This window comes from Cedecea sp. AS113 (assembly GCF_037152415.1).
GTDB lineage: Bacteria > Pseudomonadota > Gammaproteobacteria > Enterobacterales > Enterobacteriaceae > Cedecea.
The window spans coordinates 1-13,172 of record NZ_JBBCMI010000015.1 but is presented as its reverse complement, the minus strand read 5'-3'; the positions used below and the strand labels follow the sequence as shown (position 1 = coordinate 13,172).

Annotated in this window: 11 protein-coding genes; 7 read left to right on the top strand and 4 right to left on the bottom strand. The window is 54.8% G+C overall.

Annotation, left to right across the window (positions count from 1 at the left end; translation table 11 throughout):
* Positions 1–20 precede the first annotated feature (20 nt).
* The 3 genes from WFN87_RS16945 to WFN87_RS16935 are packed head-to-tail and all read left to right on the top strand — an operon-like array spanning position 21 to position 3,191.
* Entirely contained in the window at positions 21–1,412 is a 1,392-nt protein-coding gene (locus tag WFN87_RS16945) for a PTS ascorbate transporter subunit IIC (RefSeq protein WP_008459752.1), read from the top strand.
* Complete coding sequence (locus WFN87_RS16940) at positions 1,412–2,245, top strand: transketolase (protein ID WP_336706914.1); 834 nt, start codon at positions 1,412–1,414, stop codon at positions 2,243–2,245. The genes WFN87_RS16945 and WFN87_RS16940 overlap by 1 nt, the downstream gene beginning before the upstream one ends.
* A complete protein-coding gene (locus WFN87_RS16935) occupies positions 2,238–3,191 on the top strand; it encodes a transketolase family protein (RefSeq protein WP_008459755.1) in 954 nt (317 codons plus the stop codon). Before WFN87_RS16940 ends, WFN87_RS16935 begins: the two co-directional genes overlap by 8 nt.
* A gap of 64 nt (positions 3,192–3,255) precedes the next feature.
* Here WFN87_RS16935 and pta read toward each other — a convergent pair whose 3' ends face one another.
* Entirely contained in the window at positions 3,256–5,397 is a 2,142-nt protein-coding gene (gene pta, locus WFN87_RS16930) for a phosphate acetyltransferase (RefSeq protein ID WP_166872182.1), read from the bottom strand.
* A gap of 85 nt (positions 5,398–5,482) precedes the next feature.
* A complete protein-coding gene (gene ackA / locus WFN87_RS16925; RefSeq protein ID WP_008459758.1) occupies positions 5,483–6,685 on the bottom strand; it encodes an acetate kinase in 1,203 nt (400 codons plus the stop codon).
* Positions 6,686–7,024: 339 nt separating this feature from the next.
* Between ackA and yfbV the strand changes: the two genes are divergently transcribed.
* From yfbV to WFN87_RS16905, 4 genes are all read left to right on the top strand, one after another.
* Complete coding sequence (gene yfbV, locus WFN87_RS16920; RefSeq protein WP_008459760.1) at positions 7,025–7,480, top strand: terminus macrodomain insulation protein YfbV; 456 nt, start codon at positions 7,025–7,027, stop codon at positions 7,478–7,480.
* A gap of 95 nt (positions 7,481–7,575) precedes the next feature.
* The gene (locus tag WFN87_RS16915; RefSeq protein WP_336983409.1) at positions 7,576–8,070 is read left to right on the top strand and encodes a YfbU family protein; all 495 of its coding nucleotides are present in this window, start codon (positions 7,576–7,578) and stop codon (positions 8,068–8,070) included.
* The gene (locus WFN87_RS16910; RefSeq protein ID WP_205246337.1) at positions 8,048–8,743 is read left to right on the top strand and encodes a sugar phosphatase; all 696 of its coding nucleotides are present in this window, start codon (positions 8,048–8,050) and stop codon (positions 8,741–8,743) included. Before WFN87_RS16915 ends, WFN87_RS16910 begins: the two co-directional genes overlap by 23 nt.
* A gap of 91 nt (positions 8,744–8,834) precedes the next feature.
* Positions 8,835–10,667: an SLC13 family permease gene (locus WFN87_RS16905; RefSeq protein ID WP_336983408.1), complete on the top strand. Its 1,833-nt coding sequence runs from the start codon at positions 8,835–8,837 to the stop codon at positions 10,665–10,667.
* A gap of 82 nt (positions 10,668–10,749) precedes the next feature.
* On the opposite strand, the gene yfbR is transcribed toward WFN87_RS16905, so the two are convergent.
* Positions 10,750–11,349 (bottom strand): 5'-deoxynucleotidase, encoded by a 600-nt coding sequence (gene yfbR / locus WFN87_RS16900; protein ID WP_008459769.1) that lies wholly within the window; start codon positions 11,347–11,349, stop codon positions 10,750–10,752.
* Positions 11,350–11,424: 75 nt separating this feature from the next.
* Positions 11,425–12,639 carry an alanine transaminase AlaA gene (alaA, locus tag WFN87_RS16895; RefSeq protein ID WP_166990928.1) on the bottom strand — a complete coding sequence of 405 codons (1,215 nt, stop codon included), beginning with the start codon at positions 12,637–12,639 and terminating at the stop codon, positions 11,425–11,427.
* Positions 12,640–13,172: the final 533 nt, after the last annotated feature.

Genomic DNA, 13,172 nt, shown 5'->3' with positions numbered 1-13,172 from the left:
AATAATAAGCGGAGGCGGATATGTTTATCCTTGGCACGCTGAATTTTATTGTTGATATTCTGAAGGTCCCGGCCATTCTCGTCGGGCTGATAGCCTTAATTGGTCTGGTAGCGCAAAAGAAGTCATTTTCTGATGTGGTGAAAGGCTCAATTAAAACCGTATTAGGTTTTATTGTTTTGGGCGGCGGTGCCACCGTATTAGTGGGGTCTTTGAATCCACTGGGCGGTATGTTTGAGCACGCCTTTAATATCCAGGGTATTATTCCGAATAATGAAGCGATTGTTTCTATCGCACTGGAGAAATACGGGGCATCCACGGCGCTGATCATGGCCTTCGGGATGGTGGCGAACATCATTGTGGCTCGCTTTACCCGCCTGAAGTACATCTTCCTGACCGGGCACCACACATTCTACATGGCGTGCATGATAAGCGTCATCCTGACCGTGGCGGGCTTTGAAGGCGTGGCGCTGGTGTTCACCGGGTCGCTGATCCTCGGGCTGATAATGGCGTTCTTCCCGGCCATTGCGCAGCGCTATATGCGCCGCATCACCGGCACCGATGATATCGGCTTTGGCCACTTCGGTACGCTGGGTTACGTCCTGTCCGGCTGGATCGGCAGCAAGTGCGGGAAAGGTTCGCGCTCAACGGAAGAGATGAACCTGCCGAAGAACCTCAGCTTCCTGCGTGACAGTTCAATCTCCATCTCCCTGACCATGATTGTCATCTACATGATCCTCGCGATTTGTGCAGGCCAGGCTTATGTAGAAGAGAAACTCAGCGGCGGCCAGAACTTCCTGGTTTACTCCATTATTCAGGCGATTACCTTTGCGGCCGGGGTGTTCATCATCCTGCAGGGCGTGCGCTTGATTCTGGCGGAAATCGTCCCGGCGTTTACCGGTTTCTCTGAGAAGCTGGTACCTAATGCACGTCCGGCGCTGGACTGCCCGGTGGTTTACCCTTATGCGCCGAATGCCGTGCTGGTGGGCTTTCTGTTCAGCTTCCTCGGCGGTCTGGTGGGCTTGTTCCTTTTAGGGCAGATGAAGCTGGTGCTGATTTTGCCGGGCGTGGTGCCTCACTTCTTTACCGGGGCGACAGCGGGCGTGTTTGGTAACGCTACTGGCGGCCGTCGCGGCGCGATGGTGGGGGCTTTTGCCAACGGGCTGCTGATCACCTTCCTGCCGGTCTTGCTGCTGCCTGTTCTGGGCGCGCTGGGCTTCGCCAACACAACCTTCTCCGACGCCGATTTTGGCGTGGTGGGGATTATCCTCGGCAACCTTGCACGCTTCCTGTCACCTGCGGCGATTACCGCAGTAGTGGTCGCCGTGTTTGCGGTACTGGTCGGGTTCAACTATCTGGGCAAAGGAAAAGGCACTCCTGCCGTACATACTGAAGACAAGACGGGGGCTAAATAATGAATGAACTGGCTGACGTCACGCGGTTTGCGCGCGACATCCGGGTAGAGACGCTGAAAGCGCTCACCCAACTGGGGTTTGGCCATTACGGCGGCAGCATGTCGGTGGTCGAGACGCTGGCGGTGCTGTACGGCGACGTGATGAATATCGATCCGGGCGACCCTGACTGGGCTGAACGCGACTACTTTGTGCTGTCGAAGGGGCATGCTGGCCCGGCGCTGTACAGCACGCTGGCGCTGAAAGGGTATTTTCCTGCGGAGCAGTTGGCCACGCTAAACCAGAACGGTACCAGCCTGCCCAGCCACCCCGATCGCCTGAAAACGCGCGGTGTGGATGCGACCACAGGTTCGTTAGGGCAAGGGATTTCGATTGCTGCCGGCATGGCGCTGTCCCACAAACTGGCGCAGCGTCGCAACCGGGTCTTCAGCATTGTCGGCGACGGCGAGTTGAACGAGGGGCAGTGCTGGGAGGCTTTCCAGTTTATTGCTCATCACCGTCTTAACAATCTGACGGTGTTTGTGGACTGGAACAAACAGCAGCTGGACGGCGAGCTGGACGAAATCATCTGTGCTTTCGATCTGGCAGAGAAGTTTAGCGCCTTCGGGTTTGACGTGGTGCAGGTGAAAGGCGATGACATTCCCGGTTTGCTGGCGGCGGTGAAACCCGTTCGCAGCGGCGAACAGCGCCCTTTGCTGGTGATCCTCGACAGCATTAAAGGGCAGGGGGTGCCGTACCTTGAGCAACTGGGGAACTCCCACCATCTCCGCCTGACGGAGCAGTCAAAACAGGCGCTGGAGCAGGCCATCGCGCAACTGGAGGCGGCACATGATTAAGGTAAGTCAGAGCGGCGGCCAGGACGCCGTTGAGATGCGTAAAGTCTACGCCGGGTTTGTTCAGCAGCAGATTGGCGAAGGCAGCGGGATCATTGCGCTGGAAGCTGACCTGATGAGTTCGATGGCGATGGATGGCGTGCAGCGAGATAACCCGCAGCATGTGATTAACTGCGGCATCATGGAAGCCAACGTGATTGGCGTGGCGGCCGGGCTGTCGCTGACCGGCCGCAAACCGTTCGTCCACACCTTTACCGCCTTCGCCAGCCGCCGCTGCTTTGACCAGCTGTTTATGTCGCTGGATTACCAGCGGAATAACGTCAAGGTGATTGCTTCCGACGCCGGGGTGACGGCCTGCCATAACGGTGGAACCCATATGTCGTTTGAAGATATGGGCATTGTTCGCGGGCTGGCGCATTCTGTTGTGCTGGAAGTGACTGATGCGGTGATGTTTAAAGACATTCTGCGTCAGTTAATCGAGCTGGAAGGCTTCTACTGGGTGCGGACTATTCGCAAGCAGGCGGCGACGGTTTATGAGGCAGGTTCAACCTTCACCATCGGCAAAGGTAATGTGCTGCGTGAGGGAACGGATATCACGCTAATCGCCAACGGAATTATGGTTGCGGAAGCGCTGAAAGCGGCTCAGCAGCTGGAGCAGGAAGGGGTTAGCGCGGCGGTCATCGACATGTTTACCCTCAAGCCTATCGACCGCATGCTGGTGAAGAACTACGCCGAAAAAACCGGCCGAATTGTGACCTGTGAAAACCACAGTATTCACAACGGGCTGGGCTCAGCGGTGGCGGAAGTGCTGGTGGAAACCTGCCCGGTGCCGATGCGCAGAGTGGGCGTGAAGGAGCGTTACGGCCAGGTCGGGACTCAGGACTTCCTGCAGCAGGAGTATGGCCTGACGGCGGCAGATATCGTGCAGGCGGCGAAAGAGCTGCTGTAGCGGTTAAAGGTGACAGAAAAAGAAAAGGCAGCCAGATGGCTGCCTTTTTTGCGTCTCAGTGAGCTTACGCTTGCTGAGCGGACTGAATCGCGGTCAGCGCGATGGTGTAGACGATATCGTCCACCAGCGCGCCACGGGACAGATCGTTAACCGGCTTGCGCATACCCTGCAGCATTGGCCCGATGGAGATCAGGTCTGCAGAACGCTGTACCGCTTTGTAGGTGGTGTTCCCGGTGTTCAGGTCAGGGAAGATGAACACGGTCGCACGGCCCGCAACAGGAGAGTTTGGTGCCTTAGACTTAGCCACGTCAGCCATAACCGCAGCGTCGTACTGCAGTGGACCGTCGATGACCAGATCAGGGCGTTTTTCCTGAGCGATACGGGTGGCTTCACGCACTTTCTCAACGTCGCTACCCGCGCCGGAGTTACCGGTTGAGTAGGAGAGCATTGCGACGCGTGGGTCGATACCGAAGGCGGCTGCGGAGTCAGCGGACTGAATCGCGATTTCTGCCAGCTGTTCTGCGGTTGGATCCGGGTTGATCGCGCAGTCGCCGTAAACGTAAACCTGTTCAGGCAGCAGCATGAAGAACACGGAAGAGACCAGAGAACTGCCCGGTGCGGTTTTGATCAGCTGCAGCGGTGGACGGATGGTGTTGGCGGTGGTGTGAACCGCGCCGGAAACCAGGCCGTCAACTTCGTCCTGCTCGAGCATCAGGGTGCCCAGCACAACGTTGTCTTCCAGCTGCTCGCGGGCAACGGCTTCGGTCATGCCTTTGCTCTTACGCAGCTCAACCAGGCGGGCAACGTAGCTTTCGCGAACCACTTCTGGATCAACGATTTCGATGCCTGCACCCAGCTCAACGCCCTGCGCCGCAGCAACACGGGTGATTTCATCCGGGTTACCCAACAGAACACAGGTAGCGATACCGCGCTCAGCACAGATGGCTGCCGCTTTAACGGTACGCGGTTCGTCGCCTTCCGGCAGCACGACGCGTTTACCGGCTTTGCGAGCCAGTTCGGTCAGCTGGTAACGGAAAGCTGGAGGAGACAGACGACGGCTGCGCTCGGAGGTCGCGGTCAGGGATTCGATCCAGTTAGCATCGATGTGGCTGGCCACATATTCCTGCACTTTTTCGATACGCTGATGGTCGTCGGTTGGGACTTCCAGGTTGAAGCTCTGCAGGCTCAGAGAGGTCTGCCAGGTGTTGGTTTCAACCATGAACAGCGGCAGGCCGGTAGCAAAAGCACGTTCGCACAGCTTGCTGATGCGTGGGTCCATTTCGTAACCACCAGTCAGCAGGATAGCGCCGATTTCCACGCCATTCATGGCGGCCAGGCAGGCAGCAACCAGCACGTCCGGGCGATCTGCGGAGGTAACCAGCAGAGAGCCAGGGCGGAAGTGTTCCAGCATGTGCGGAATGCTGCGCGCACAGAAGGTAACGGACTTCACGCGGCGGGTGTTGATGTCGCCTTGGTTAACGATGGTTGCGTTCAGGTGGCGAGCCATGTCGATTGCGCGGGTGGCAATCAGCTCGAAGCTCCACGGCACGCAGCCCAGAACCGGCAGTGGGCTGTCGGCAAACAGCAGCTTAGGATCGATGTTAGCGATGCTTGCTTTGCTGGAGTCGTCGAAGATTTCAGACAGATCGGGACGGGTGCGGCCTTGCTCATCAACCGGGGCGTTCAGCTTGTTGATGATGACGCCGGTGATGTTGGTGTTCTTGCTGCCGCCGAAGCTGCTGCGAGTCAGTTCGATACGCTCTTTCAGCTGCTCCGGAGAATCATTGCCCAGAGACATCACGAAGACGATTTCTGCGTTCAGGGTTTTGGCGATTTCATAGTTCAGCGCCTGCGCAAACTGGTGTTTGCGGGTTGGGACCAGGCCTTCAACCAGTACAACTTCAGCATCTTTGCTGCTGTTGTGGTAGTTGGCGATGATCTCTTCCATCAGCACGTCCTGCTGGTTGCTGGACAGCAGAGACTCAACGTGGCTCATGTGCAGCGGCTCAGCGGCCGGGATGGTGGAGTTAGCACGGATGATGCTGGTGGTCTGGTCCGGCGTATCGCCACCGGTACGCGGCTGGGCGATAGGTTTGAACACGCTCAGGCGAACGCCTTTTTGTTCCATAGCACGGATAACGCCAAGGCTTACGCTGGTAAGGCCGACGCTGGTTCCGGTAGGGATCAGCATAATAGTACGGGACACGGTATAACCTCTTTCGTTTTCGCGAGCAGATATGCTCACTCGACTCAGAAAACAACACCGCCAGCTAAGGCTGGCGGTGAGGGAATCAGGCGGTCAGGCGGGATGCATCCTGAGCGATGACCAGCTCTTCGTTGGTGGTGATAACCACCGCAGGGCGGGTGCCTTCCTTGTTGATGAAGCCAGACTTGCCGAAACGTGCAGCCAGGTTGCGCTCGTGATCAACATCGAAGCCCAGTACGCCCAGTTTGCCCAGGGACAGTTCGCGCACCATCGCGGCGTTTTCACCGATACCGCCGGTGAAGACAACGGCGTCCAGACGACCGTCCATCAGCGCGGTGTAGGAACCGATGTATTTCGCCAGACGGTGGCAGTAAACGTCCATTGCGCGTTTAGCGTCTTCTTTAGTTGCGTAGTTGTCTTCAACGTAGCGGCAGTCGCTGGTCACTTCGGTCAGACCCAGCAGGCCAGACTCTTTGGTCAGCATTTTGTTGATGTCTTCTACGCTCATGCCCAGGGCATCGTGCAGGTGGAAGATGATAGCCGGGTCGATGTCGCCGGAGCGGGTACCCATCACCAGACCTTCCAGCGGGGTCAGACCCATGGAGGTATCAACGCATTTGCCGTTACGGATTGCAGAAACGGAACCGCCGTTGCCCAGGTGGCAGGTGATGATGTTCAGTTCATCAACCGGCTTGTTCAGCATTTTTGCGGCTTCCTGAGTCACGTAGAAGTGGCTGGTGCCGTGTGCGCCGTAGCGACGAACGCCGTGCTCTTTGTACAGTTTGTACGGCAGAGCGTAGAGGAAAGATTCTTCCGGCATGGTCTGATGGAACGCGGTGTCGAACACGGCAACGTTTTTATCAGCCAGGTTAGGGAAGGATTTCAGGGCTTCAGCGATACCGATCAGGTGAGCCGGGTTATGCAGCGGTGCAAAAGAGGCTGAATCTTTGATACCCTGAATCACGGAATCATCGATAACTACGGAACTGGTGTATTTTTCACCGCCGTGTACGATACGGTGACCAATTGCGGTCAGCTGAGCGGACAATTCTGGTTTTTCTGCCAGAATTTTATTAACGATGAAGTTAAGAGCTTCGCTGTGAGCGGCACCTGCACCCAGAGCCGCTTCTTGTTTAGCGCCGTCCAGCTTCCACTTGATACGGGCTTCAGGAAGGTGGAAACACTCTGCTAAACCAGAAAGGTACTCTTCACCGTTTACAGCATCGATAATTGCGAATTTCAGGGATGAGCTACCGCAGTTCAGAACCAGTACTAGCTTACTCGACATGGAAGTACCTATTTTTGATACGTGGCTAAAAAAACGTCAGTGAGTCTATCAGCGTAGCGCATGATGACGCGGACATTTATGATTAACGTCATGCCGGAAGCGTTTTTCGGCATGGCGAATAAAATTACTCAGAGTTTACGCCATATTCCTGAAGCTGCAGGTCACGGCGATGTAAAAGAATGTTTGACAGCTTGTGGTTTCCCCAACTACGGCCATCAAAGGCCGGCACAGGGTAGCAGATAGCGGCTCGGAAAGACAAAATTTTTTGAACGATGTCATTTAGAGTTGTTGAGTTACAGTATTATTTTATTTTTTATACGTAGAGTTGAGGTATGAGCCATGTCGACACCCCAGAATAGCCATGTAAGCTGGTTTAGCCTGTTCGGACGTGGGCAACACTACTCAAAGACCTGGCCGCTGGATAAGCGTCTGGCGCCGGTATTTATCGAAAACCGTGTGATACGCGCCACCCGCTATGCCATCCGCTTTATGCCGCCGCTGGCGGTATTTACCCTGACGTGGCAGATCGCGTTGGGTGGCCAGCTTGGTCCTGCGGTGGCGACGGCACTCTTTGCGTGTAGCCTGCCGATGCAGGGGCTGTGGTGGCTGGGTAAGCGCTCGGTCACGCCATTACCGCCGTCGACGTTACAGTGGTTTTATGACGTTCGCATGAAGCTTCAGGAAGCCGGGCAGGCGCTGGCACCGGTGGAAGGTAAGCCAGACTACCAGGCGCTGGCGGATGTGCTGAAGCGCGCGTTTAAGCAGTTGGATAAAACTTTCCTGGATGATTTGTAATTACCCTGCGGTTGCGCATATAAAGGAAGGCACACTTTCTTACAGGTTATCCTCGTCGTAACCTGCATTTTTCCATGTACCAAAGGAGCCAGGAAATGGAAATGACCCACGCGCAACGTCTGATTTTATCTAACCAGTATAAGATGATGACGATGATGGACCCGGATAACGCCGAACGCTATCGTCGTCTGCAGACCATCATCGAACGCGGCTATGGCCTGCAAATGCGTGAGCTGGATCGCGAGTTTGGCGAGCTAAAAGAAGAAACATGCCGCATCGTTATCGACATCATGGAAATGTATCACGCGATGCATGTCTCCTGGACAAACCTGAAAGACGGCAAAGAAATCGATGAACGCCGCGTCGCCTTTATGGGCTTTGATGCCGCCACCGAAGCCCGCTTCCTCGGCTATGTTCGCTTTATGGTGAATATTGAAGGCCGCTATACCCATTTTGATGCCGACACCCACGGTTTCAACGCCCAAACCCCAATGTGGGACAAATACCAACGAATGCTGAAAGTGTGGCACGCCTGCCCACGTCAGTATCACTTAAGCGCCAACGAGATTGCGCAGATCATTAACGCCTGAGGAGAGACGCGGAGTGAAGTGTAAAGGTTTCTTGTTTGATTTGGATGGTACGCTGGTTGACTCCCTTCCTGCCGTTGAACGCGCGTGGGTAAACTGGGCAAAGCGTTTTAATATTTCCCCGGAAGAAGTATTAGGCTTCATCCACGGCAAGCAGGCGATTACTTCATTGCGCCACTTCATGGCCGGAGCTTCTGAGGAAGAGATTCAGCAAGAGTTCCTGCGTCTGGAAAAGCTTGAGTCTGAAGATACCGACGGCATTGTCGCGCTGCCGGGAGCTGCGGAGCTGCTGGCGCATCTTAACGAAGCGGGTATTCCGTGGGCCATTGTCACTTCAGGTTCCGTGCCGGTGGCATCCGCTCGTCGCTTGGCCGGTGGGCTGCCAGAACCGGACGTGTTTGTGACGGCGGAACGCGTCGCACGCGGTAAGCCTGAGCCGGATGCCTATTTGCTGGGAGCGCAGCTGCTTGGCCTGGAGCCGGAAGAGTGCGTGGTCGTTGAAGACGCGCCAGCAGGCGTGCTTTCAGGGCTGGCTGCCGGTTGCCACGTGATAGCCGTTAATGCCCCGGCGGATACACCCCGGCTTGAGCACGTGGATTACGTTCTGACGTCCCTCACCGAACTGCTCGTCCAGAAATCCCCGGACGGAGTCGTCGAAGTGTTAAGAAAACACTAATCCCATGATTTAACCCCGCATTTGCGGGGTTTTTTTATGGCATTCTCGTCTACATTCAATTCACCAATATTCAGCCATTCAGGGACTCGTTTTGAATTCGGAACTCATTTGGGTGTTGTCGTTACTGGCGGTTGCCGTTCTGCTGTTCGCCACAGGAAAAATGCGTATGGACGCGGTGGCGTTATTGGTGATTGTCGTTTTTGTGCTCAGCGGAACATTAAGCCTCAGCGAAGCATTTTCCGGCTTTAGCGATCCCAACGTGATTCTGATTGCCGCGCTGTTCATTATTGGCGACGGGCTGGTGCGCACCGGTGTAGCCACCAAGATGGGAAGCTGGCTGGTGGACGTGGCGGGCAGCAGCGAAACCAAAATGCTGGTCCTGCTGATGGTGACGGTGGCCGGGTTGGGGGCATTTATGAGCTCCACCGGCGTGGTGGCGATTTTTATTCCGGTGGTGCTCAGCGTTTCTATGCGCATGAAAATCTCACCTTCCCGGCTGATGATGCCGCTCAGTTTTGCCGGGCTGATAAGCGGCATGATGACGCTGGTTGCGACGCCGCCTAACCTGGTGATCAACAGCGAACTGCTTCGTGAAGGGCTGGAGGGGTTCCAGTTCTTTAGCGTGACGCCGATTGGCCTGGCGGTGCTGGTGCTGGGCATCCTTTATATGCTGGTGGCGCGTTTTGCGCTCAAAGGCCAGGGCGAAGAGGCTGGCAAAGAGAGCTGGAAGCGCCGTTCATTTCGCGATCTGATAAAAGAATATCGCCTGACCGGGCGGGCTCGCCGGTTGGCTATTCGTCCTGGCTCACCGATGGTTGGCCATCGTCTGGACGATTTAAAGCTACGTGAACGCTACGGCGCGAACGTGATTGGCCTGGAGCGCTGGCGCCGCTTTCGGCGCGTTATTGTCAACGTGACCGGCGGTACGGAATTCCGCGCCCGCGATGTACTGCTGATTGACATGTCGGCCTCAGAGGTTGATTTGCGAGAGTTTTGCGGGGAGCAAATGCTGGAGCCAATGATCCTGCGGGGGGAGTATTTTTCCGATCAGGCGCTGGATGTGGGGATGGCAGAAGTTTCTCTGCTGCCAGAGTCAGGGCTTACCGGGCAGACTTTGCGAGAAATGGCTTTCCGAACCCGCTACGGCCTTAACGTTGTTGGACTGCGGCGGGCGGGTGAAGCCATGGCAGGATTGCTGGTGGATGAACCTATCCAGTTGGGCGACATTATGCTGGTGGTTGGTGACTGGAAGCTGATCAACCAGCTTTCACAGCAGAACCGTGATTTCCTGGTGCTGAGTCTGCCTGTGGAAGAGCAGGATGCCTCCCCGGCCCACAGCCAGGCACCTCATGCGATTTTCTGCCTGGCGCTGATGGTGGCGCTGATGCTGACCGACGAAATACCCAATCCAATCGCCGCGATTATCGCCTGTTTGTTGATGGGCAAATTCCGCTGTATTGATATGGAAAGTGCCTATAAGGCGATTCACTGGCCGAGCATTATTCTGATTGTCGGGATGATGCCTTTCGCTTTAGCGCTGCAGAAAACCGGCGGGGTGGATCTGATCGTTCATGGGCTGATGGAGTTTGGCGGTGGCTACGGCCCATATATCATGCTGGTGTGCCTGTTTGTGATGTGTGCGGCTATCGGGTTATTTATTTCTAATACCGCCACGGCAGTATTGATGGCGCCTATTGCGCTGGCTGCGGCTAAATCAATGGGGGTGTCGCCGTATCCGTTTGCGATGATTGTGGCGATGGCGGCTTCTGCGGCGTTTATGACGCCAGTCTCTTCACCAGTGAACACGCTGGTGCTGGGGCCAGGAAACTATAAGTTCAGCGACTTCGTGAAGCTCGGCGTGCCGTTTACGGTCATTGTGATGATCGTGAGCGTGGTGATGGTACCGATGCTGTTCCCGTTCTGATATTTACCCTCATCCCGGCCTCCTCCCTGTAAGGGAGAAGGGGAAAACATTATCCTGATTTCGCTTCGGCAGATGGACGTGTTTAAAGCGGCGAATCCTGGCTGATTTCATCCAGCGAAAGCTGGAAGCTCGGCACAAAGACCTGCATAAAATAATCCATTTCCGGGCTGTGGCGGTCGGCCAGCGTTTTTTCCAGGCGACTTTTCGCCAGCAGAAACTCGTTGTTCCCGGCCGACAGCTCCTCCAGGCATTTCAGATAAGCGCATAGCGCATCGGCCTGCTTCACCAGCGCTTTCTCTTCTTCACTGTAGCTGTGCTCATCAATCAGCGGCGCCCAGATATCACGCAGCTCTTCCGGCACCATCTCGATCAGCTTCTGCTGCGCAATCTTTTCAATGGCTTTGTATTCGTGTGCGATTTGCGAATTGAAGTATTTTACCGGCGTGGGGAGATCCCCGGTCAGCACCTCGCTGGCGTCGTGATACATCGCCAGCAGCGCAATACGTTCGGCATTTACGTTGCCGTTAAACTTGCGATTTTTGATAGCGGCAAGGGCGTGGGCAACCATGGCGACCTGCAGGCTGTGTTCAGACACGTTCTCGGTGCGGACATTCCGCATTAGTGGCCAGCGGCTAATCAGTTTCAGGCGGGAGAGGTGGGCAAAGAAATGGCTCTGACTCATGACGTTCTCGCGGTAACAACTTGGTGACGTCATTGTGCGGGGAGAAAGGGGGCATTGCAAATGCCCCCGAACGGCTTACTGATGGTAGTGTCCGAGGAAACGTCCCAGCTTAGCTATCGACATTTCCAGATCATCAATGCGCGGCAGAGTGACAATACGCACGTGATCCGGCCACGGCCAGTTAAATGCCGAACCCTGAACCAGCAGAACCTTTTCCTGCAGCAGGAAGTCCAGCACCATTTTCTGGTCGTCATGAATATTGAAGCGTTTTGCGTCAATTTTCGGGAACATGTACAGCGCCCCACGAGGCTTAACGCAGGAGACGCCGGGGATCTCGTTGATCAATTCCCAGGCACGGTTACGCTGTTCGTACAGGCGGCCACCAGGCACGATAAACTCGCTAATGCTTTGGTATCCTCCCAGCGCTGTCTGGATAGCATGCTGGGCAGGGACGTTGGCGCACAGGCGCATAGAGGCTAACATCTCCAGACCTTCAATATAGCCTTTAGCGTGTTTCTTCGGCCCGTTGAGCACCATCCAACCCTGACGGAAACCGGCCACGCGATAGGTTTTTGACAGGCCGTTGAAGGTAATGGTTAACAGATCCGGTGCCAGGGCTGCGATCGAGTGATGCTCGGCATCGTCATAAAGGATTTTGTCGTAAATCTCATCGGCAAAGATGATCAGATTGTGCTGGCGTGCAATCTCGACAATCTCTAACAGCAACTCTTTGGAGTAAACGGCGCCGGTAGGGTTGTTTGGGTTAATAATCACAATGCCGCGCGTGCGTGGGGTGATTTTAGCGCGGATATCGTCGAGGTCCGGGAACCAGTCAGAACTCTCATCACACAGATAATGCACGGCTTTGCCGCTGGACAAAGAAACGGCAGCTGTCCAAAGCGGGTAGTCCGGCGCGGGAACCAGCATTTCGTCACCGCTGTTTAGCAGCGCCTGCATCGACTGGACGATCAGTTCGGAAACGCCGTTCCCGATATAAATATCTTCCGTAGTGACATCCCGCATCCCACGAGCCTGATAATGCTGCATGATGGCTTTACGGGCAGAGAAAAGCCCTTTGGAGTCGCAATATCCCTGGGCGGTTGGAAGATTACGGATCACATCAACAAGGATTTCATCCGGCGCTTCGAAACCGAACGGCGCGGGGTTGCCGATGTTGAGCTTAAGCACTTTGTTGCCTTCTTCTTCAAGGCGTTTTGCCTCTTTGAGTACCGGGCCACGGATGTCATAACAGACATTATCAAGTTTGCTGGATTTTTCGATGGGGGACATGAAGCTTCGACCTTTGTTGTTAATTTCGCGTCCTGCCGTGGAAGCGCACCGCCACAATGTACTCCTGCTTAAGCGAGATTTGAAGGATGGGGCTTGAAGAAATGCAATTTATCTATACAGCACAATGTATAAGCACGTAACGCGATTTAAAAATACTGATGGTTAAAAAAACTATGAATTTTAGTTATTGTGGTTTTATTGGCTAATTATATCGCCGTGATGCAATGGTATTCACTGCTTCTTGCTCACTGCGGAGGGAGAGGTGCTGCCGACGTAAATGCGTTGTCGCTAAACATAAGTAAAAATTAATATTCATGCCTGAAACATTAAGGGATTAATGAAAAGGTAGTTAAAGAGATGTATATCAAAAGATTGGTCAATGTAATAGATAAATACCTCGGCAATAATTAAGTGTCTTTTATGGTGATGCTGCCAACTTACTGATTTAGTGTATGATGGTGTTTTTGAGGTGCTCCAGTGGCTTCCATTTCTATCAGCTGTCCTTCCTGCTCCGCTACTGAAGGCGTGGTGCG